Origin of the sequence: Bradyrhizobium sp. Bra78, from assembly GCF_024519855.1 — a bacterium.
Lineage (GTDB): Bacteria > Pseudomonadota > Alphaproteobacteria > Rhizobiales > Xanthobacteraceae > Bradyrhizobium > Bradyrhizobium japonicum_G.
Map to the genome: position 1 here is coordinate 203,201 of NZ_JALJRE010000001.1, position 20,772 is coordinate 223,972.

Genomic DNA, 20,772 nt, shown 5'->3' on the forward strand with positions numbered 1-20,772 from the left:
AAGCAGGCTTATGGCGTGCAGTGAGGCACGCTGTTGCAGGACACAGACGGGGTCGATCGTTGGACAAACGAGCGGAAAGCGTCGAGATCAGGTCCGCGAGCAAGGCTTACGGCGCGGTTCGCGCCCTCGACGACGTGTCCCTCAATGTCGGCGCCGGCGAGTTCGTCTCGCTGCTCGGCCCCTCCGGTTCCGGCAAGACCACGCTGCTCGGCATTTTGGGCGGTTTCATCCTGCCATCGTCCGGCTCGATCCATTTCGGCGGCCGCGATGTCACCTGGATGCCTCCGCACAAGCGCGACATCGGCGTCGTGTTCCAGAACTACGCGCTGTTCCCCCACATGAGCGTCGGCGAGAACGTCGCCTTTCCGTTGCGCGCACGGCGCCTGCCGAAGGCGATCTGGCCGGAGAAGGTGCGCGCCGCGCTGGCGATGGTCGGTCTCGCCGGCTACGAGGAGCGCGGCATCGCGCAGCTCTCCGGCGGCCAGCGCCAGCGCGTGGCGCTGGCGCGCGCCATGATCTTCGAGCCGCGCCTGATCCTGATGGACGAGCCGCTCTCCGCGCTCGACAAGCAGCTCCGCGAATCCATGCAGATCGAGCTGCGCGCGCTGCACAAGCGCATCGGCGCCACCATCATCTACGTCACCCATGACCAGCGCGAGGCGCTGACCATGAGCGACCGCGTCGCCGTGATGAAGGACGGCAGGCTGATCCAGATCGACGCGCCGGCGCGCCTGCACGATTACCCCGCAGATTCCTTCGTCGCGAGCTTCATCGGCGAGGCGACGATGCTGCCCGTCCGCCGCGTCGATGCCTCCAGCGTCGCGCTCGGCAACGCTCTTCTGCGCAGCGCCCGCGCCATTCCCGACGGCGATGCCCTGATGCTGGCCGTGCACAGCGAGAAGCTGCTGATCGACGACGACTCGCAGGATATCGCCTGCAACCGGTTGACCGGCACCGTCACCGACATCGTCTACCAGGGCGAGAGCCTGCGCATCTTCCTCGCGCTCGAAGGCGGCGTCGCGCTCAGCCTGCGCCAGCCAAGCTATCACCAGGCCTACAGCCGCATTCCGCCGCTCGGCGGCAGTCTCACCGTCACCCTTCACCCCGAGGACACCATCATCGTGCCCGGGGGAACCTAAGCCTTGTCCAACCCGAGAGAAGAAGCCCAAATGTCGTCAGCAGCCTCGTTCAGCAATTTCAAGGTCCTCACTTTCGATGTCGTCGGCACCTTGATCGATTTCGAGACCGGCGTGCTCTCCGCGGTGCGCAGGATCTCGGGCAAGTCGCCGGCCGAGCTCAGCGACGACAAGATTTTCGAATCCTACAAGCGCGGCCGCGACCAGCATTACGAGCGCTCGAGCGAGGTGATGTTCCACGTCTACCGCTACCTCGCCAAGGAGCTCGGGCTTCCGGCGGACGATGCAGCGTGCGACATGTTCCAGCTCTCGGTATTGCGCTGGGGACCCTTCCCGGACTCGGTCGAGGCGTTGAAGCGTCTGCGCACGAAATTCCGCCTGGTCGCCATGACCAATGCCGACCGCGTCGCGCTCTCATGTTACGCGCATGCGCTAGGCGATCCCTTCGATGACACCGTCTGCGCCGACGAGACCGGCGTTGCAAAGCCCAATCCGGAGTTCTTCGCCTACAACAAAGGTCGTCAGTCCGCCTTCGGCTACAAGCAATCCGACATCCTGCACGTCGCGCAGAGCCAGCACCACGACATCGGGATCGCGCGGAAGCTCGGCTACAAGGTGTGCTGGATCGAGCGGCGCCAGGGCATGGCGGGCTTCGGCGGCACGCCTGCCGTCGAGAAGCTGACCAAGCCGGATTTCCACTTTTCGACGCTGAAGGCGCTCGCTGACGCGGCCATCGGGCCGGCGGCGTAATCGGTGAGCACGGGCATGACACGGGACTGGAGCGCGCTGCCATCGGCCAACTCGCTGTGGGAAGCCACGGCGGAGCCGGCGCGCGCGTTTCCCGTGCTGTCGGGCGAGAAACAAGCGGATGTGGTGATCATCGGTGCGGGCTATACCGGCCTGTCCGCGGCGCACCACGTTACCAGGAGCGGGCTCGCGCCGGTCGTGCTCGAGGCCAACCGGCCCGGCTGGGGCGCGAGCGGCCGCAATGGCGGCGTGATCACAGCGAAATTCCGCCTGTCATTCCGCGAGATCGATGCCGTGCACGGCCGCGCCATGGCGCAGCGCATGTACGGGATCGCGCATGAATCCACCGACATGGTCGAGGAGCTCGTCTCCGAATTCGGCATCACCAGCGCAGCGCTGACGCGCACCGGTCAGGTCAAGGCCGCGCACAACGAGACGACGCTGAAGGCCGCGATCGACGAGGCCAACTGGATGAAGCGCGAGATGGGCGATGCGGAAGTCCGCATCCTCGACAAGCGCGAGGTGCGCGAGGAGACCGGCTCCGACATCTTCGTCGGCGGCGTGCTCAATCCGGGCTCGGGCGGTATCCATCCGCTGAACTATCTGCGCGGCCTCGCCGATGGCGTGGCGCGTCGCGGCGTTCCGATCTTCCAGGATTCGCCGATGATCAAGCTCCGGCGCGAGAACGACGGCATCGTCGCCGAAACGCCGCAAGGCGCGGTGCGGGCGAAGCAGGCGATCATCGCTACCAACAGCTATTCGGATCTGACGGATGCCACCGCGCATATGCAGCGGACGCTGATCCCGTTCCGCAGCGCCATGGTCGCGACCGAGCAGCTGCCGCGCAATCTCGCCGGTCGCCTGATGCCGACCGGGCGCACCTATACCGAGACCAAGCGCATGATGCGCTGGTTCCGCATGGTCGACAATCGCGTCATCTTCGGTGGCCGCGGCGCCTTCGGCAAGCAGGATTCCGAAGCTGCCTTCGATGCGCTGCGCAAGGCGATGGTCGGCATTTTTCCGGACCTCGCGGATGTGCCGCTCGCATACAAATGGTCGGGCCTGGTCGGCATGACGCTGGACTCCGTGCCGCATATCGGCCGGCTCGACGACCGCACGCTGTTCTCGATGGGCTACAACGGCGCAGGTGTGGCGATGTCGAGCCTGATGGGCCGCTATCTTGCCGCCTTCGCGCGCGGCGAGACGCCCGAGGTCGGGCTGCTCGATGCGCGGCGCCTGAAGGCCATTCCGTTCTATCCGCTGCGCGAGCCCGCCGTGCGCATGGTCGCCGGCTGGTACCAGTTTCTCGATGCGATCGGTCAATGAGATTTATTTGGAGGAGGCGAGGATGACGATGAAGCGGAATTCTGGGTTTGGCTACACCCTGCTGGGCGCGATCGCGCTCGGTGGCACTGCGGCCCATGCGGCCGAGCAGATCACCTTCGTCTCGCAAGGCGGAGCCTATCAGCAGGCACAGACGGTGGCGATCCTCGATCCCTCCGCCAAGAAGCTCGGCATCACCATCAACCAGGACTCGATTCCCGACGCCTGGCCCGCGATCAAGACCCAGGTCGGCAGCGGCAAGCCGATCTGGGACGTCGTCGACACCCCGACCGGCTATTGCCTGCGCGGCGGCGAGCAAGGGCTGATCGAGAAGCTCGACTTCTCGAAAATCCCGAACGCGGCGGCGATGCCGGAGGCGTATCGCAGCCCCTATTCGGTGTCCTACGAGTTCTATTCCAGCGTGCTGGCCTACAGCCAGAAGACCTTCCCGAAGGATGCGCCGAACAGCTGGGTCGACTTCTGGGACGTCAAGAAATTCCCCGGCCGCCGCGCCCTGCGCAACCACCCGATCGCCACGCTCGAGGCGGCGCTGATGGCCGACGGCGTCGCGCCCGACAAGCTCTATCCGCTCGACGTCGATCGCGCCTTCAAGAAGCTGGAAGAGATCAAGCCGAATATCACGGTGTGGTGGACCTCCGGTGCGCAGTCGGCGCAGTTGCTCAACGACGGCGAGGTCGACATGGAGATGGCCTGGAACGGCCGTGTCAGCGCTGTCGCGAAAGAGGGCGCGAAGGTCGCTTTCACCTACAATCAGGGTATCCTGCAGAGCACCTCGCTCTGCATCCTCAAGGGTGCGCCGAACCTCGACACCGCGGTGAAGTTCCTCAACGAGGCCGTCGATCCCGTGCACCAGGCCAATCTGCCGCTGCAGATCGACTATGGTCCAGGCAATCCCAAGGCGTTCGAGACCAACGTGATCAAGCCCGAGCGCGCCGCGCAATTGCCGAGCGAGCCGGCCAATGCGGCCAAGCAGGCGCTGATGTCCTACGCCTGGTGGTCCTCGCCCGCCGGCGAGGCGGCCGAGAAGCGCTGGGCGTCGTTCATGCAGAAGTAAGCGAAGCGAGGCCGCGTTGACGACATCCGTGCCAGATCCCTCCCAAAAGCATCAGCGCCGTGAGCACGGGCTGATGCTGGCATTGGTGTCGCCGGCGCTGCTCGTGATCCTGCTGCTGATCGTGCTGCCGGTCGGCTGGCTGGCCTGGCAGTCGATCTACCATGACGGCTTCACGCTGGAGAACTATCGCCGCATCTTCACCGAAGACATCTACTGGCGCAGCTTTGCGCTGACCTTCGAGATCAGTCTCGCGGTCACGTTGATCGCGCTGTTGCTCGGTTATCCCGTCGCCTATCTCGCCAATTCCGTGCCGAAGGGGTGGAGCATCCTGATCCTTGCGCTGGTCGTGCTGCCGTTCTGGACCAGCGTGCTGGTGCGGGCCTATGCGTGGCTGGCGCTGCTCCAGCGCACCGGCGTGATCAACCAGCTGTTGCGTTATCTCGATGTGATCTCCGAGCCGCTCGCGCTGGTCCACAACACCTTCGGCACGGTGGTGGCGACCGTGCACATCCTGCTGCCATTCATGGTGCTGCCGCTCTACGCCACCATGCAGAAGATTCCGGGCGATTTGATGCAGGCCGGCGCCAGCCTGGGTGCGAGCCCGTCGCTCACCTTCGCCCGCGTCTTCCTGCCGCTGTCGCTGCCGGGCGTGCTCGCGGGCTGCACCATGGTGTTCGTGCTCTGCCTCGGCTTCTACATCACGCCGGAACTGCTCGGCGGCGGCCGTACGGTGATGGTGTCGATGCTGGTGAGCCGCAACGTCGAGCTCTACAACCAGTTCGGGGCTGCGAGCGCGGTCGCCGTCGTGCTGCTCGTCAGCGTGCTCCTGATCTTTGTCGCCGTCAGCCGCTTCATCTCGCTCGATCGTATCCTGGGGCAGAAATGATGCGAGTGTCGCCCGCCCGGATCGCTCTCTATGTCGTCAGCGCGCTGGTGCTGGTCTATCTGATCCTGCCGGTGCTGATCATCGCGCCGATCTCGTTCTCCAGCGCGCGCTTCCTGACCTTCCCGCCGCCGTCGCTGTCGCTGCGCTGGTATCAGCAGTATTTTTCCAATCCGGCCTGGATGCAGGCGACGCGGGTGACGCTGACGGTTGCGCTCCTGACCGTTCTGATCGCCACGCCGCTCGGGGTTGCGGCCGCCTATGCGATCAGCCAGTCGAAGCTGCGCATCATGCGGCTGATCCACATGATGCTGTTGTTGCCGCTGGTGGTGCCGATCATCATCACCGCGGTCGGCATCTTCTTCGTCTATGCCAAGGTCGGCCTGGTCGCGACCCTGCCGGGCCTCGTGCTCGCCAACGTGATGCTGGGCCTGCCCTACGTCATCATCTCCGTGCTGGCGGGCTTGCAGAGCTTCGATCCGGCGCAGGAAATGGTGGCGCGCAGCCTCGGCATGAACCGCCTGCGCAGCTTCTTTGCGGTCACGCTGCCGCAGATCAAGTCCAGCGTGGTCGCCGGCGGCATCTTCGCCTTCATCTCGGCGATGGACGAGACCATCGTCGCGCTGTTCATCTCCGGCGGCCAGTATCAGCCGCTGACCAAGCGCATGTTCACCGCGCTCCGCGACGAGATCGATCCGACCATCGCCGCGATCTCGACGCTGATGACGGCGGCCTCGTTCATGCTGGTGCTGCTGGCGAGCGCGCGGCAGAAGAAGAGTGGGTGAGGGCTACTAACTCTGCTTCCCCAGCCACGCCAGGATCATCTCCACGATCTGCGTGCGGCTCTTCGCGAGCACCCTGGGCTCGCTGAGGTCGCGGTCGAACAGGGCGCCGAAGGTGTGGCGGTTGGCGACGCGGAAGAAGCAGTAGGAGGAGATAGCGAGGTGCAGGTCGATGGCGTCCACGTCGTCGCGGAAGACGCCTTCGCCACGGCCGCGCTTGAGGATGCCGTCGAGCGTCGCGATCACGCTGGCATTGAGCTGGCGCAGCTGCAGATTCTGCTTCAGGTGCTTGCCGTGGTGGATGTTCTCGATGCTGACGAGGCGGATGAAATTCGGATTGCGCTCGTCATGGTCGAAGGTCGCCTCGATCAGGCGGCGCAGTCCCTCGCGCGCGTCGCAACTGGCGATGTCGAGCTGGTCCTCCAGCGCGCGGATGCTGCGATAGGCCTCCTCCAGCACCGCAAGGTAGAGCTGCTCCTTGCCGCCGAAATAATAATAGATCATCCGTTTCGACGTGCGCGTCCGCGCCGCGATCGCATCGACGCGGGCGCCGGAATAGCCCTCCGAGGCGAATTCGGCCATCGCCACCTCAAGGATGTCGCGCCTGGTTCGCTCGGGGTCGTTGATGCGCTTCGATAGGGGCGGCATGCGCTCGAGCATCGCTGTTTCTCCCGCCAGTTTCCACGGATCACCTTGAAGGTGAAGGCAAATTTCACCTGTCGCGGCATTGATCCAATGCGTATTGCATAAACGTACTAGTTCGTACATTATGGCTTCAAACCAAGGTTGCGGCAACCAGAACCACAAAAACGCGCGCGGCGGTCAGCCTGACGCGAACCGCACCGGACACATGGGGAGGAGATTCAGATGACGTTGACATCAACCGCACCGCTGCACGCGCCGTCCAGCGCGGAGGCCACGCCGAACAAGCTGCCCAAGCGCGCCGCGCTCGTCAGCTTCGTCGGCAGCATGCTCGAATACTACGACTTCTTCATCTACGGCACCGCGGCGGCGCTGATCTTTCCAAAAGTGTTCTTTGCCAATGTCGATCCGTCGACCGGGACGCTGCTCGCGCTGCTCTCTTTTGGCATCGGCTACGTCGCGCGTCCCGTCGGCGCCGTCATCCTCGGTCATTTCGGCGACCGCATCGGCCGCAAGACGGTGCTGCTGTTCACCCTCGTGCTGATGGGCGGCTCGACGCTTGCGATCGGCCTCTTGCCGGATGCCAAGGCGATCGGCAACGCCGCGCCCGTCATCCTGACCCTGCTTCGCCTGTTGCAGGGCCTCTCGGCCGCCGGCGAGCAGAGCGGGGCGAACTCGCTGACGCTGGAGCATTCGGCCAATTCCAACCGCGCCTTCTTCACGAGCTGGACCCTGAGCGGCACACAGGCCGGCGCGATCCTGGCGACGCTGGTGTTCATCCCGGTGTCGAGCCTGCCGGAAGACCAGCTCCTGAGCTGGGGCTGGCGCATTCCGTTCCTGCTGTCGTTCTTCGTGCTGGTCGTCGCCTATCTGGTGCGGCGGACCATGCCGGAGACGCCGGTTTTCGAGGACATCAAGGACAAGGCGCAGGTTGCGCGCTTCCCCGTGGTCGCGTTGCTGCGCGACTATTGGCCGGACGTGCTGCGCGTGATCGCCTGCGCGCTGATCGCCACCGTCAGCACCATGACCGCCGTGTTCGCGCTCGGCTACGCCACCAGCAAGTTCGGCGTCGCGCGCCCGACCATGCTGTGGGCCGGCGTGCTCGGCAATGTCACGGCGCTGATCACGCAGCCGTTCTGGGCCCTGCTCGCCGACAAGATCGGTCGCAAACCAGTGTTCATCGGCGGCGTGCTCGGTTGCGCGGTGCTGCTGTTCCCGTATTTCATGCTGATCACGTCGGGAAATACGATCGCGGTCTTCGCCGCTGCGATGATCCTCTCGGGGATAATCTACGCCGCGCCGAATGCGATCTGGCCGTCCTTCTATGCCGAGATGTTCGCGGCGCGCGTGCGCTATTCCGGCACCGCGATCGGCACCCAGCTCGGTTTCCTCGCCGCCGGCTTCACGCCGCTGGTGAGCGCGAGCCTGGTCGGCGAGGGACCGAACGGCTGGATTCCCGTCGCGATCTTCGTGGCCTGCTGCTGCGTGATCTCGGCGGCGGCCGCAGCAACCGCGCGCGAAACCCACAATGTGGATATCGCCGATCTCGGCAAGCGACGTGCTTGAGCGAAAAACAGGATAGCGATCGCATGCTGACCAATGCAGTTCCGACGACGAGTGGGCCGATCGTCGGCTCTGAACAGGCCGGCATGCGTGCCTTCAAGGGCGTGCCGTTCGCGATCGCGCCGCGCTTCGCCAGTGCGAGGCCGCCGCTTTCGTGGACGGAACCGCGCCGCTGCACGGACTACGGCGCTTTTGCGCCGCAGCCCGGGCATCTCGACAACGCGGATGAGGTGTCCTGTCTCAGCCTGAACATCTGGGCGCCGGCGGGGGCCGATCGTCCGCTGCCGGTGCTGTTCTTCATCCATGGCGGGGCCTTCGTCACCGGTGGCGGCGCCGATTATGACGGCTCTTTCCTTGCCGCGCGCGGGCCGGCCGTGATCGTCACCATCAACTATCGGCTCGGGCCGCTCGGCTTCCTGCAATTGCATCGTCATGGGCTCGACGAGGCGAACAATCTCGCGACGTCGGACGCGGTCGCTGCGCTCGACTGGGTGCGCGCCAATATCGCGAATTTCGGCGGCGATCCGGATGCGATCACGCTGTCGGGCCAGTCGGCCGGCGCCTCCATGGTGATCGCGCTCGCAACCTTGCCACAGGTCAAAGGCAAGTTCATCCGCGCCCTCGCGCTCAGCGCGCCCGGGCGCAACATCATGAGCGCCGATCATGCCGACGACGTCGCGCGCCGTGTGTTCGACGAGCTCGAACTTGCAGGTGATCCCGCCGCGATCGCGGCCGTGCCGCTGCCAGAGCTCTTTGCGGCGGTGGAGCGGGTCGGCCGCAGGCTTGCGGACGAGACCGCCTCAGGCACCGTGTTCGGCCCGGTGCTGGACGGCATCGTGATCCCGCGGGAGCCGCGCGAGGTCTTTGCCGACGGGACCTTGCGCGACATCCCGCTTTGGCTCGGCTCCTGCCGCGATGAGATGGTGATGTTCCTGAAGAGCACCCCGCCCGCCGCGATGATCCGCACCACCGAGCGGAATGTGCGCGCCGCATTCGGCGACGCCGGTTGGGAGCGCCTGCTTGGTTGTTACCGCGCGACGGCGCGCCGCGACGAGGATCCCTACGAAGCGCTGCTGTCGGATGCGTTCTGGCATCGTCCGATGGCGGACCTCGCGCGGGTTCACGCTGCGGCAGGCGGTGCAGTGTGGCTGAGCCGGTTCGACCATCGCCCGGCGCTGGAGCCGTTCCTGTCGCAAGGGCCGACCCACGGCGCCGATAATGCCTGTCTTTGGGCGCATCCGCCGAATTTCATCGATCGCCCGATCCTGAAGCGCAAGGGCGGTCCGATGACACCTGCCGACATCGATGTCGCCGCGCAGTTCCAGGCAGACCTGTTGCGGTATGTCACGACGGGCCGGCCCGATATTGCCGAGGCCTGGCCGAGGTTTGGTGCGAGCAAGGAGGCTCGTGCGATTTTCGCTCAGCCGTTCCAAGTCTGTGCGCTCAACGAAGGCGCGCGCTTCCGCGTCTGGGCGGAGCTTCTGGCAGCAGATGCGACGCAGGGTACGGTCGCAATGCGGGGTGAGAGCGTCCGCGCCTGAGCCGACTGCTCTCGGCATCGTCGTCGCAGCATGCGCTGTCAGTTTGGGCAGGGTTGCCCGGCGGCTCCCCACATGGCCATGTCCTTGACGTGATCCTCAAACGTGCCGGGCGGCGTCGTACGACCCGCTCCGGGCGCCCATCCGCGCGGGATGAAGCCGTTCAGCGATGCATCGTGCCTGAGATGCTCGAGGAGACCGACGGCGTCGCGCCCGCCATTGCGTTTGGGATCCTTCAGCTGTGCACAGATCTCGGCGCCGCTCTTGCCGAACCAGATGAACTCGACCGGAGCAAGCTGCCAGTCGATGCCGGCGCGTGGCGGCGATGGTGCCGGCTCGTTGGCCTGGGTGGAGGTCATGTGACAGGTCGAGCAGGCGATCTTCTCGGCGCCGATGCGGCTGTCGCCGCCATGGATGTTCATGCCATGCACGCGCGGCCTGGTTTCGCCTGCCGGCGTCCAGATCGGAATGGCTCTGGCATCGACGTGACAGTTGGCGCAGCGCGGATGCGTCACCACCGCTTCGATCCGCTTCCAGGCTTCCAGCCCTTCGGCGCGGCTGACGCTGCCCGGCGGCAGAGCGTCCTTTTTGGCCTCGTCCTTGGCCGCGCCAATTCCGGTGAGGGCCGCAATGGCCGAAGCGGCGAGGGCGAGCCTAATCAGGGATCTCTTCATGACCCGCCTCACACGAAATCAATGAACTTGTTGAAGGGCATTTCGCGGATGCGCAGTCCGGTCGCCGCGAAGATCGCATTGGCAAGCGCGGGCGCGGCCGGCGGGACGGGCGGCTCTCCAACGCCTCTCACCTTCGGATCGTTCTCGAGCCCGCGAACCTCGATGACGGGACATTGGTAGATCCGCATCGCCTCGTGATGATTGTAGTTGGTCTGCTGCACCGCGCCTTTGGCGTAAGTCAGCTCGCAATTGATGGCGTGGCCGAGCCCCCAGATCACGCCGCCCTGCACCTGGTTTTCGAAATTGACGGGGTCGACCACCTTGCCGACATCGACCGCGATCCAGACCTTGTCGATCCTGATGCCTCGCTCCGTCTTCGTGACCTCGACGACTTCGGCGGTCGGCGTGCCGAAGGACTCCACGAAGGCGACGCCACGGCCCCTGCCGTTGCCGAGCGGTCCCTTCCAGTCCGACATCTCCGCGACCGTTTCCAGCACCTTGCGGTAGTGCGGCACGGTGCACATCGCGATGCGCGCCTGCATGGGATCGAGACCGGCCGCATGGATCAGCTCGTCGATGAAGCTTTCGGTGAAGAAGCCCGATGTGGAGGCGCCGACCGACCGCCACGTGGTGCTCGGCGACAATCCCTGGGCCTCGTAGCTCGTGGCCCGGAAATTGGGGATGTCGTAATAGACGTTCCACAGACCCGCGGCCAATTGCCCGTCGGGATCCTTCGAGGGGGTGCCCGAACGCTCGAGCAGCCCCTTGAGCGGCGTCGTCGAGGCCAGTTGCAGATCGGCTGCGACGATCGTGCTCTTGTCGACGCTGCCGCGGTGCCTTGCGATCGCAATCTGCCGCGGAATGTCCTGCAGGAAATCCTCCTCGCGCGAGAACACGAGCTTGATCGGTGTTCCCTTCATCTGGTTTGCGATTTCTGCAAGAACCCGTACGTTCTCGTATTCGAGACGATGGCCAAAACTTCCGCCGGCCCATTGATTGTGGAAGGTGACCTGTTCGGGCTTGAGGCCGATCGCTGTCGCCGCAACATACTGCACGAAACGGGGGCTTTGATGGCTGACCCAGATATCCATCCCCTTGTCGGTGACGAGGCCGATCCCGTTCAGCGGCTCGAGCGGCTGATGCGCCACATAGGGCGCGCGATATTCGGCTTCGACAAGCCTGCCTGTCTTCAGGCCGGCTTCGATATCGCCGATCTTCCGCCACTCCTTGCCGAGGAATTCAGGTTTGAACGAGGATTCCAGCACCTTCCAATGGTCGGCCTGCTCGGCGGGATAGGCCGAGGCCGCCCACTCGCAAGCGATGGCGTCGACCGCCTTCATGGCGTACCAGCTGTTCGTGGCGATCACCGCCACGCCATTCTTGATTTCGAGGATCTTCCTGACCCCCGGCATCGCGCGCGCCTTGCTGGCGTCGTATGACTTCAGCGGCTGGCCCTTGCCAGGGTTCAGCTTGACGGAGGCATACAGCATGCCGTCCGTTTTCAGGTCGATGCCGAACTTCAGCTCGCCCATGACCTTCGCGCGAATGTCGAGGCGCGTCATCGGCTTGCCCAGCAAGCGCCATTTCGACGGATCACGCGGCTTGGCATCGAGCACCGGCGGAATTCTTGCGGCATCCGCGGAAAGATCGACATAGGCGATCTTGGTGCCGTTGGGCAGGATCACATGGCCCGATTGGGTGCGCAGGTCAGCCACGGCGACCCCCGACCGCTTGGCGGCGGCGGCCTTCAGCGTCTCGCGCGCGACCGCGCCGGCAACGCGCAGCTTTTCGTAGGTGTCCGGCAGCGTGCTCGACCCGCCGGTCATCTGCAGGCCCGACTGTCTGAGCCATTCGAGCGTCTTGGCGCGCGCTTCCTCGGCGGCCGGACTTTGGTCGGCAGCCACGAACGGCGCGAATTCGTCCGCAAAGCCCGTATTGAAATAGGCGGGGCTCGGGCCGGCGAAGCGAACTTCGAACTGGCCGGGATCGAGGTCCATCTCTTCGGCGATCATGATCGGCTGTATCGAGCCGACGCCCTGACCGATGTCGGCATGCTGCGCGATCAGCGTGATTTTATCCGGGCTGATCTCGACCCAGGGGTTGAAGCTTGCGGAATTCGGTCCGAGCCCGGCGGACAAGGGATTGTCACTGTCCGTCGCGGCTTGCGCAGCGTCGCCGTAGGAGCCGAATACGACACCACCGGCCACCGCGGCGGAGCCGAAAACGAATGCGCGGCGGGACAGCCTCTGCAACTCGCCCATCTCACTTCTCCGCCATCTTCTTCGCGGCCGCAGCGTGGATCGCCGCCCGAATGCGGGGATAGGTTCCGCAACGGCAGAGATTGCCGGACATCACCTCGTTGATGTCCTCGTCGGTCGGCTGGGAGATCAGATCGAGAAGCGAGATGGCCTGCATGATCTGCCCGGTCTGGCAGTAACCGCACTGTGGAACCTGATGTTCGATCCAGGCCTGCAGAACCGGGTGCTGGTCCCGCTTTTCCAGCCCTTCGAGCGTGACGACCGACTTGCCTGCGATCTCGCCGATATGCGCCTGACAGGCCCGGACCGCCATTCCCTCGATCTGGACGGTGCAGGCGCCGCATTGCGCGACCCCGCAGCCGTATTTGGGACTGGTGATACCAAGCTCGTCGCGGAGCACCCAGAGCAGCGGCATCTCCGGAACAACATCGACCTGGCGCTTGATCCCATTGACCGTGAGCTCGATCATGTCGGTGTCCTTTCGCGCGTCCTTGCGGGACGTGAGGTCGAACGAGTACGCTCCAGCGAGCGTCGTCGAATTGTTAGACCGGCATGCTCAGCGTGTCGCTGATGCGGCGATGCTGTCAAACCGCGCCGCCGCGGCATTTGCAAAATCGCACGACGACGAAGGTGTGTGATTTTGCCGCGCCCTTCAGGGCGATCGAAATAGATTCAGAAATAGATTCAATTGTCTTTGATCGTTCGGAAGGCGATCAGCGCAGGAACGGCACCGGATTGGCCGCGCGGTAGAACAGATTGATCAGCGTGTTGATGTCGAACACCGGCAGGCCCGACACCTCGGCGACGTCCTTCGAGAACGGGCACATGTTGGTGCACTCGAACAGGACCGCGCCGGGATTCTTGCAGGACGCCATGAAGGCCTGCGTCATCTCGATCATCTCGGCGCGCAACACCTCGGTGTCCAGTTCCTCGCGGCCGAGAATATAAATCGCTGGAAACTGCGCATCCGGCTTCATGCCCTGGATATGAACGGGAATTTGCTTCTGCGACCAGCCGACGCCGCGAAAATGCTCGTCGTTCATGTGATGGCCGCGTTCGGTGAAGACGCCGATGACCTTGCCCGGCGGCAGCATGGCGTGGATCAGCGGCGCCTGGATCAGGCTCGTGGTGAAGACGGGAATGTTCACGGCGGCGGCGAGCTGCTTCTGGAACGGCGCGAGAAAGCCGCAGCTCGTCGTGATGGCCTTGACGCCCTCGGACTCCAGCTCGCGGGCCGCTGCGACGAACGGCTCGAGCAGGGCCGGATCTGGATGATCGCCCATGATCTTGGTGGCGTGCGCGCCGCGCACGATCTTGTAGCGCACCGGGAAGTCGTAGGAGAGCGCGTTGCCGATGTCGCCGCGCGGGCGCGGGAAGCGGGTATCGAGCATCAGGATGCCGATCGTCTCGCCGTAATTCGTGAAGCCGCCGCGGAGTTTCATGGTTGTCCCCACCGATTCGGGATGGTCGTCACCAGCAGTCTAATGCGTCTCGTGAAACCGGCTCAAGAACGCCTTCAGCCGTTCGCTGCGCGGCCGGCGGATGGTTTCCTCGGGCGTGCCGATCTCGGCCATGATGCCGTCGTTCATGAAGCCGACGCGGGTGGAGACGTCGGCGGCGAAGGCCATCTCGTGCGTCACTAGCACCATGGTCATGCCTTCGGCGGCGAGGCTGCGGATTACGGCGAGGACTTCGCCGACGAGTTCGGGGTCGAGCGCGGAGGTCGGTTCGTCGAACAGCATCACCTCGGGCTTCATCGCGAGCGCACGCGCGATCGCGACGCGCTGCTTCTGGCCGCCGGACAGGCGGCTCGGGAAAGCGTCGGCCTTGTCGGCGAGGCCGACCTTGGCGAGCAGATCGCGGCCGAGCGCGTCGGCTTCGTTTCGTGCCATGCCCTTGACCTGCACCGGGCCCTCTTTGACGTTGGCGAGCACCGACATGTGCGGGAACAGGTTGAAGTGCTGGAACACCATGCCGACATTTTCGCGCAGCTGCGCCAGTTGCGCGTCCTTCGGTGCGCGAGGACCTTTGCCGAACGCGAACCGATGCGTGCCGATCGCAAGCTCGCCCTGCTGCGGCATTTCGAGCAGGTTCAGGCAGCGCAGGAAGGTGGACTTGCCGGAGCCGGAGGCGCCGATCAGCGTGACGACCTCGCCGCGCTCGACCGACAGCGAGACGCCCTTGAGCACCTCGTGGTCGCCGAACGCCTTGTGGATGTTGCTTGCGATCAGGGCACTCATCGATGTGCTCCCAGCTTGAGCTCGACCCGGTCGGCGACCAGCGTCAGCGGGAACAGCACGACGAAATAAAGCACGGCGATCGTGGTGTAGACCTCAAGCGGCTTGTAGCTCGTCGCCGTGATCACCGAGCCCTGATAGAGGAGGTCCCCGACCGCGACCACCGACACCAGCGAGGTGTTCTTCAGCTGCATGATGGTCTGGTTGATGAAGGAGGGGATCATCACCTGGGTTGCCTGGGGCAGCACGATGCGGCGGAAGATCTTGCCGCGCCGCATGCCGATGGCGCGGCCGGCTTCCCACTGGCCGACGTCGACGGCCTCGATGCCGCCACGAAAGATCTCGGCGTAGAACGAGCCGGCATAGAGCGACAGCGCGATGAAGCAGGCCATCGCCGGCGACATGTCGACGCCGATCAGGACGGGCAGGGCGTAGTACATCCAGACGAGTTGCACCAGGAGCGGCGTGCAGCGAAACACCTCGATATAGAGCCGCAGCGGCACCGAGACCCAGCGCGGTGCCGTCGTGCGCAGAATGCCGACGACCAGTCCGATCGCGAGGCCCGCGACCACCGTGGTCACCGTGTAGAACAAGGTGACCAGGAGCCCTTGCCAGATCAGGCCCCAATACGGCTTGAGCGCCGCGAACTCCCAGACATACATCGTCGAACGGTCGTCAGAACTGCACTTCGGCCGGAAGGTCCTCGGCGGTGAGGCCGACTGCTTCAAAACCCTTCAGCATCCATTCGCGGGTCTGGCCCATCGCGCGGTTGTAATCGGCCCAGGCGCTGAGGAAGTCCTTGTAGCGGCGATCGCTCTCGGCGCGGATGCCCATGTTGGTCGGCAGCGTCAGCAGCGGCCGCGGGATCGCGAGATCGCCGAGATTCGGGTTCTTCTTCAGGGTCGAGACCGAGAGCACTGCCAGCGATACGTTGCAGTCGGCGCGGCCGGTCGCAACCGCGAGGATCGCCTCGTCGCGGTTCTTGAAGCCGAGGATGGTCGCCTTCGGGCAGTAGCGGCGCGCGATGGTCTCGTGCGTCGAGCCGATGTCGACGGCGATCTTGACCTCGGGCTTGTTCAACTCGGCCCAGGTCTGCGGCTTGGCAAAGCCCTTCTTGGTGATGACCGTGAAGGAGTGCACCAGGATCGGCGTCGAGAAGTCGATGACGAGGGCGCGTTCCGGCGTCGGGTTCACTGCGAAGGCGAGGTCGACCTTGTCGGCCTGGAGGTCGAGGATCTGGTTGCCCCAGGTCGATTCCAGCGTCTCGACCTTGGCGCCGAGCTTGCCGGCGATGTCGTTGGCCATGTCGATGCAGGCGCCCGACCACGTGCCGGTGGCGAGGTCCTTATGGAAGTAGGGCTCCTGGCCGACGATGACGGCAACGCGCAGCACGCCATTCTTCTTGATGCGGTCGAGCGTGGAGGTCGGTGCGGTGTCGGCCCTGGCCGGGCTGCTCGCGGCGGCAATCGCTGCGCCTGCCAGCGCCACGGTGGTGAGAGCGTACCTGCGATTCATGGTCTCTGTCTCCCTGGAATTTGGGTCGGATCGGTCGCTGGACTATTTCTGTATTCAGGATAATATGCAATACGGTATTTTAGATTGCTGACCATTTGTGCGACAGGGCAGAAATCAGCCCAATATCTTGGCAGAGCTATATAAAATTGAGGTTGTCATTCGCATGATTATCTGAATACAAATCTGAATGCAATTTTCTCGTGATCTCAAGGAGAGGCCTGTGCGCGCTCTGTTCGTCGATGCAAACGACACCCTGGCGGCGGTGACCGACAAGCTGCTGCGCTCGCAGAACCTGGCTGTTGGCATCAACCGCAACCCCTCCATCAAGCCGGACGATCTCCCCAGCCTGCTCGGCGATTCCGAGATCATGATCGTCGATCACACGGCAGTGCCTTCAGTGATTGCCGCCAAGTGCAGCAAGCTGAAGCACGTCGTCTTCCTCGGCACGGGCGCCCGCAGCTACATGAATCCGGAAGAGCTCGCCGAGTGCGGCATCGCCGTCCACACCATCAAGGGCTATGGCGATACGGCAGTCGCAGAATGTGCGATCGCGCTGATGTGGGCCTCCGCCAAGAGTTTTGGCGAGATGGATCGCGGCATGCGCGAGGGCAACTGGCTGCGCCGCGACGCGGTCCAGCTCACCGGGAAGACGCTCGGCCTGATCGGCTTCGGCGGTATCGCTGCGGAAGCAGCCCGCATGGCGGCGGGCTGCGGCATGAAGGTGATCGCCTGGAACAGGACCCCGAAGACGCATCCGGGCGTCGAGTTCGTTGCGCTGGAGAAGCTGCTGGCGGAAAGCCACGTCATCTCGCTGCATCTTCTGCTCAACGACGAGACCAAGGGTTTTCTGTCACGTGAGCGTATCGCGCAGATGCGTCCAGGCAGCATCCTGATCAACACCGCGCGTGGCGCCGTCGTCGATGAAGACGCGATGCTCGACGCGCTTCGCTCGGGTCACATCGCCCATGCCGGCCTCGACGTCTTCACCGTCGAGCCGCTGCCAGCCGGACATCCGCTGACCAAACTGCCGAACGTGACGCTGTCGGCGCATTCGGCGTTCCGCACGCCGGAGGCCAGCGACAACCTGATCGGCGCCGCGCTGGATCACTGCCGCCGCATCATCGCCACCGGCAAGTAACAAGGACGTCCCATGTCTGATATCACCCGCATCGACCAGAACGCCCGCCGCAGCCGCGCTTCCGTGTTCGGCGATCTCGTCTTCCTCGCCGGGCAAGTGGCGGACACCAAGACCGCCGATATCACCCTGCAGACCCGCGAGGCACTCGGTAAAGTCGACGACATGCTGGCGCGCGCCGGTACCGACAAGTCGCGCCTGCTCAGCGTGCAGGTCTGGCTCAGGACCATGGACGATTTCGACGCCATGAACGCGGTCTATGATGCCTGGGTCGTGCCCGGCAACGCGCCGACGCGTGCCTGCGGCAAGGTCGAGCTCGCCGATCCCGCCTACCGCATCGAGGTGATCGCCATCGCCGCGCGCAAGTAAGGGCTGGCTCGTGACCGTCCAGGCTCCCGCAACCGGCTTCCGTCCAGCCCAGCGCATCAGCGCCATCGGCGTCTCCGAGATCCTGAAGATCGGTGCGGTCGCGCAGCGGCTGAAGCGCGAGGGGCGGCCGGTGATCGTGCTGGGCGCCGGCGAGCCGGATTTCGACACGCCCGATCATGCCAAGGACGCGGCCGAGCGCGCGATCCGCGCCGGCCAGACCAAATACACCATCCTCGACGGTTCGATGGAACTGAAGGCGGCGATCGCTGAGAAATTCCGCCGCGAGAACGATCTCGTCTATGCCACTGAGGAGATCACCGCCGGCGCGGGCGCCAAGCAGGTGATCCACAACGCCTTCATGGCGACGTTGAGCCCGGGCGACGAGGTCATCATCGCCGCGCCCTACTGGACCAGCTATGCCGACATGGTGCGCATCGCCGACGGCACTCCGGTCGACGTGCTCTGCCGCGAGGACAACGGCTTTCGCCTCGATGCCGCCGACCTCGAACGCGCGATCACGCCGAAGACGCACTGGCTGCTGCTGAACTCGCCGTCCAATCCGACCGGCGCTGCGTACTCCGCGGCGCAGTTGCGCCCGATCCTGGATGTGCTGGGGCGCCATCCGCATGTCTGGCTGATCGCCGACGACATCTACGAGCACCTGACCTATGACGGCATGCCGTTCGTCACGGCGGCAGCGCTTGAGCCCAGCCTGAAATCGCGCACGCTGACGGTGAATGGCGTCTCCAAGGCCTATGCCATGACCGGCTGGCGCGTCGGCTATGGCGGCGGCCCGCGCGAGCTGATCGCAGCAATGGCGGTGGTGCAGAGCCAGAGCACGACCAATCCGTGCTCGGTGAGCCAGGCCGCCGCGATTGCCGCACTGACCGGGCCGCAGGATATTCTGGCCGAACGCCGCGCCGCGTTTCAGCGACGCCGCGACATCGTGGTCGATGCGCTCAATGCGATCGACGGCGTCAGCTGCCGCCGGCCGGAGGGCGCGTTCTACACCTATCCCAGCTGCGCTGGCCTGATCGGCCGCCGTGCCCCCGACGGCACCACGATCGACAGCGATGCCGCGTTCTGCCGCTTCCTGCTGGAGAGGCATGACGTAGCCGTGGTGCCGGGCAGCTGTTTCGGCCTTGCACCTTATTTCCGCCTGTCCTACGCCACCTCGGAACAAAACTTGCGCGAGGCCTTAAAGCGCATCGCCAAAGCCTGCAGGGAGCTGTCATGACCATTCGCAACACCCGCACCGGGGGCCAGATCCTGATTGATCAGCTCGTCGCGCAAGGCGTCGAGCGAGTCACCTGCGTGCCGGGCGAAAGCTATCTCGCCGCGCTGGACGCGCTGCATGACTCCCCGATCGACGTCATGATCTGCCGCGCCGAAGGCGGCGCCGCGATGATGGCGGAGGCCTACGGCAAGCTCACGGGGCGCCCGGGCGTCTGCTTCGTCACCCGCGGCCCCGGCGCGACCAATGCCAGCCACGGCGTCCACATCGCGATGCAGGATTCGACCCCGATGATCCTGTTCGTCGGCCAGGTCGATACCGGCATGCGCGAGCGCGAGGCGTTCCAGGAGCTCGACTACAAGGCGGTGTTCGGCACCATGGCGAAATGGGCGGTCGAGATCGATCGCCCCGACCGCATCCCGGAGCTGGTCGCACGCGCCTTCCGCGTCGCGATGCAGGGCCGTCCCGGTCCCGTGGTGATCTCGCTGCCGGAGAACATGCTGACCGAGACCGCTGCTGTCGCCGATGCCATGCGCATCGAGCCGGCGGTGAGCTGGCCCGCGCCTGCCGATATCGAGCGTCTCGGGGCGATGCTCGCGAGTGCCAAGGCGCCGCTGGTCATTCTCGGCGGATCGCGCTGGACCGATGAGGCAACCAGGAGCATCGCGCGCTTCGCCGAGCGGTTCGACCTGCCGGTTGCGACCTCGTTCCGCCGGGCGTCGCTGATCGATGCCGATCATTCGCACTATGCCGGCGACCTCGGCATCGGGCCGAGCCCGGGCCTGAAGGCGCGCATCGACGGCGCCGATGTCCTCCTTCTGATCGGCGGCCGCATGTCGGAGATGCCGTCCTCATCCTACACGCTGCTCGACATTCCGACGCCGCGACAGAAGCTGATTCACGTGCATCCGGGCTCGGAAGAGCTCGGCCGCATCTATCAGCCGGAGCTTGCGATCCAGGCCACGCCCGCCGCCTTCGCCGCCGCTGTCGAGACACTGAAGCCGGCCGCCGCGCCTGCCTGGAACGGCGAGGCCGCCAAGGCGCATGCCGATTATCTCGCCTGGACCGAGAAGGCGCGCGAGCTGCCGGGTACGTTCCAGTACGGCCAGGTCATGACCTGGCTGCGCGACCGCCTGCCGAAGGATGCGATCGTCTGCAACGGCGCCGGCAATTATGCCGGCTGGATCCATCGCCATCACCGCTTCCACAGCTTTGCCTCACAGCTTGCTCCGACGTCGGGCTCGATGGGGTATGGCGTTCCGGCGGCGGTGCTGGCCAAGCGGCAATACCCGGATCGCACCGTCATCGCCTTCGCCGGCGACGGCTGCTTCCTGATGAACGGCCAGGAGTTCGCGACCGCCGTGCAGTACGACGCGGCGCTCGTCGTGATCGTCGTCGACAATTCACAATACGGCACCATCCGCATGCACCAGGAGCGCGACTATCCCGGCCGCGTGGTCGGCACCCAGCTCAAGAACCCGGATTTTGCGATGTACGCAAAAGCGTTCGGCGGCCATGGCGAGCGGGTCGAGCGCACCGAGGAGTTCGCTCCGGCTTTCGAGCGCGCGCTGGCCTCGGGCAAGCCGTCGATCCTCCACTGCATCATCGATCCGCGCGCGATCTCGGTCGGCAAGGATTTTGTCCCAGCGGTGAAGGCTTAA

The 20,772-nt window shown here is 65.0% G+C and carries 20 protein-coding genes; 12 read left to right on the forward strand and 8 right to left on the reverse strand.

Annotation, left to right across the window (positions count from 1 at the left end):
• Nucleotides 1-59 precede the first annotated feature (59 nt).
• From OC450_RS01010 to OC450_RS01035, 6 genes are all read left to right on the forward strand, one after another.
• Nucleotides 60-1,139, forward strand: coding sequence for an ABC transporter ATP-binding protein (locus tag OC450_RS01010; protein ID WP_211384236.1), 1,080 nt, complete (start codon nucleotides 60-62; stop codon nucleotides 1,137-1,139).
• A 30-nt stretch (nucleotides 1,140-1,169) separates the two neighbouring features.
• Nucleotides 1,170-1,886, forward strand: a complete 717-nt coding sequence (locus OC450_RS01015; protein WP_211384237.1) for an HAD family hydrolase — start codon at nucleotides 1,170-1,172, stop codon at nucleotides 1,884-1,886.
• A gap of 15 nt (nucleotides 1,887-1,901) precedes the next feature.
• Nucleotides 1,902-3,209, forward strand: coding sequence for an NAD(P)/FAD-dependent oxidoreductase (locus OC450_RS01020; RefSeq protein ID WP_262046997.1), 1,308 nt, complete (start codon nucleotides 1,902-1,904; stop codon nucleotides 3,207-3,209).
• A 22-nt stretch (nucleotides 3,210-3,231) separates the two neighbouring features.
• Nucleotides 3,232-4,281, forward strand: a complete 1,050-nt coding sequence (locus OC450_RS01025; protein WP_211384239.1) for an ABC transporter substrate-binding protein — start codon at nucleotides 3,232-3,234, stop codon at nucleotides 4,279-4,281.
• Nucleotides 4,282-4,354: 73 nt separating this feature from the next.
• Nucleotides 4,355-5,167 carry an ABC transporter permease gene (locus OC450_RS01030; RefSeq protein WP_211384240.1) on the forward strand — a complete coding sequence of 271 codons (813 nt, stop codon included), beginning with the start codon at nucleotides 4,355-4,357 and terminating at the stop codon, nucleotides 5,165-5,167.
• Nucleotides 5,164-5,949 carry an ABC transporter permease gene (locus tag OC450_RS01035; protein WP_211384241.1) on the forward strand — a complete coding sequence of 262 codons (786 nt, stop codon included), beginning with the start codon at nucleotides 5,164-5,166 and terminating at the stop codon, nucleotides 5,947-5,949. The genes OC450_RS01030 and OC450_RS01035 overlap by 4 nt, the downstream gene beginning before the upstream one ends.
• Nucleotides 5,950-5,955: 6 nt before the next feature.
• Here OC450_RS01035 and OC450_RS01040 read toward each other — a convergent pair whose 3' ends face one another.
• Entirely contained in the window at nucleotides 5,956-6,606 is a 651-nt protein-coding gene (locus tag OC450_RS01040) for a TetR/AcrR family transcriptional regulator (protein ID WP_262046998.1), read from the reverse strand.
• Between the two features lie 207 nt (nucleotides 6,607-6,813).
• Here OC450_RS01040 and OC450_RS01045 point away from each other — a divergent pair, with 207 nt between their 5' ends.
• Both OC450_RS01045 and OC450_RS01050 read left to right on the forward strand, forming a co-directional pair.
• Nucleotides 6,814-8,154: an MFS transporter gene (locus OC450_RS01045; protein ID WP_256805859.1), complete on the forward strand. Its 1,341-nt coding sequence runs from the start codon at nucleotides 6,814-6,816 to the stop codon at nucleotides 8,152-8,154.
• Between the two features lie 23 nt (nucleotides 8,155-8,177).
• Nucleotides 8,178-9,692, forward strand: a complete 1,515-nt coding sequence (locus OC450_RS01050; protein WP_256805860.1) for a carboxylesterase family protein — start codon at nucleotides 8,178-8,180, stop codon at nucleotides 9,690-9,692.
• Nucleotides 9,693-9,730: 38 nt separating this feature from the next.
• On the opposite strand, the gene OC450_RS01055 is transcribed toward OC450_RS01050, so the two are convergent.
• The 7 genes from OC450_RS01055 to OC450_RS01085 all read right to left on the reverse strand — a co-directional run bounded on the left by OC450_RS01055 (nucleotide 9,731) and on the right by OC450_RS01085 (nucleotide 16,373).
• The gene (locus tag OC450_RS01055; RefSeq protein ID WP_211384245.1) at nucleotides 9,731-10,363 is read right to left on the reverse strand and encodes a hypothetical protein; all 633 of its coding nucleotides are present in this window, start codon (nucleotides 10,361-10,363) and stop codon (nucleotides 9,731-9,733) included.
• Between the two features lie 8 nt (nucleotides 10,364-10,371).
• Complete coding sequence (locus OC450_RS01060) at nucleotides 10,372-12,624, reverse strand: xanthine dehydrogenase family protein molybdopterin-binding subunit (RefSeq protein WP_262046999.1); 2,253 nt, start codon at nucleotides 12,622-12,624, stop codon at nucleotides 10,372-10,374.
• Between the two features lies 1 nt (nucleotide 12,625).
• Nucleotides 12,626-13,090: a (2Fe-2S)-binding protein gene (locus OC450_RS01065; RefSeq protein WP_211384247.1), complete on the reverse strand. Its 465-nt coding sequence runs from the start codon at nucleotides 13,088-13,090 to the stop codon at nucleotides 12,626-12,628.
• Between the two features lie 244 nt (nucleotides 13,091-13,334).
• On the reverse strand, nucleotides 13,335-14,063 hold the full coding sequence (locus OC450_RS01070) for an aspartate/glutamate racemase family protein (RefSeq protein WP_262047000.1): 729 nt from the start codon (nucleotides 14,061-14,063) through the stop codon (nucleotides 13,335-13,337).
• Nucleotides 14,064-14,102: 39 nt separating this feature from the next.
• Nucleotides 14,103-14,861, reverse strand: coding sequence for an amino acid ABC transporter ATP-binding protein (locus OC450_RS01075; RefSeq protein WP_256805864.1), 759 nt, complete (start codon nucleotides 14,859-14,861; stop codon nucleotides 14,103-14,105).
• Entirely contained in the window at nucleotides 14,858-15,520 is a 663-nt protein-coding gene (locus OC450_RS01080) for an amino acid ABC transporter permease (protein WP_211384250.1), read from the reverse strand. Before OC450_RS01080 ends, OC450_RS01075 begins: the two co-directional genes overlap by 4 nt.
• A gap of 13 nt (nucleotides 15,521-15,533) precedes the next feature.
• Nucleotides 15,534-16,373, reverse strand: coding sequence for a transporter substrate-binding domain-containing protein (locus tag OC450_RS01085; protein WP_262047001.1), 840 nt, complete (start codon nucleotides 16,371-16,373; stop codon nucleotides 15,534-15,536).
• Between the two features lie 220 nt (nucleotides 16,374-16,593).
• Here OC450_RS01085 and OC450_RS01090 point away from each other — a divergent pair, with 220 nt between their 5' ends.
• The 4 genes from OC450_RS01090 to OC450_RS01105 are packed head-to-tail and all read left to right on the forward strand — an operon-like array spanning nucleotide 16,594 to nucleotide 20,772.
• A complete protein-coding gene (locus OC450_RS01090; protein ID WP_211384252.1) occupies nucleotides 16,594-17,511 on the forward strand; it encodes an NAD(P)-dependent oxidoreductase in 918 nt (305 codons plus the stop codon).
• A 12-nt stretch (nucleotides 17,512-17,523) separates the two neighbouring features.
• Nucleotides 17,524-17,877, forward strand: coding sequence for a RidA family protein (locus OC450_RS01095; protein WP_211384253.1), 354 nt, complete (start codon nucleotides 17,524-17,526; stop codon nucleotides 17,875-17,877).
• A 10-nt stretch (nucleotides 17,878-17,887) separates the two neighbouring features.
• Nucleotides 17,888-19,114: a pyridoxal phosphate-dependent aminotransferase gene (locus tag OC450_RS01100; protein WP_211384254.1), complete on the forward strand. Its 1,227-nt coding sequence runs from the start codon at nucleotides 17,888-17,890 to the stop codon at nucleotides 19,112-19,114.
• On the forward strand, nucleotides 19,111-20,772 hold the full coding sequence (locus OC450_RS01105; RefSeq protein ID WP_211384255.1) for a thiamine pyrophosphate-binding protein: 1,662 nt from the start codon (nucleotides 19,111-19,113) through the stop codon (nucleotides 20,770-20,772). Before OC450_RS01100 ends, OC450_RS01105 begins: the two co-directional genes overlap by 4 nt.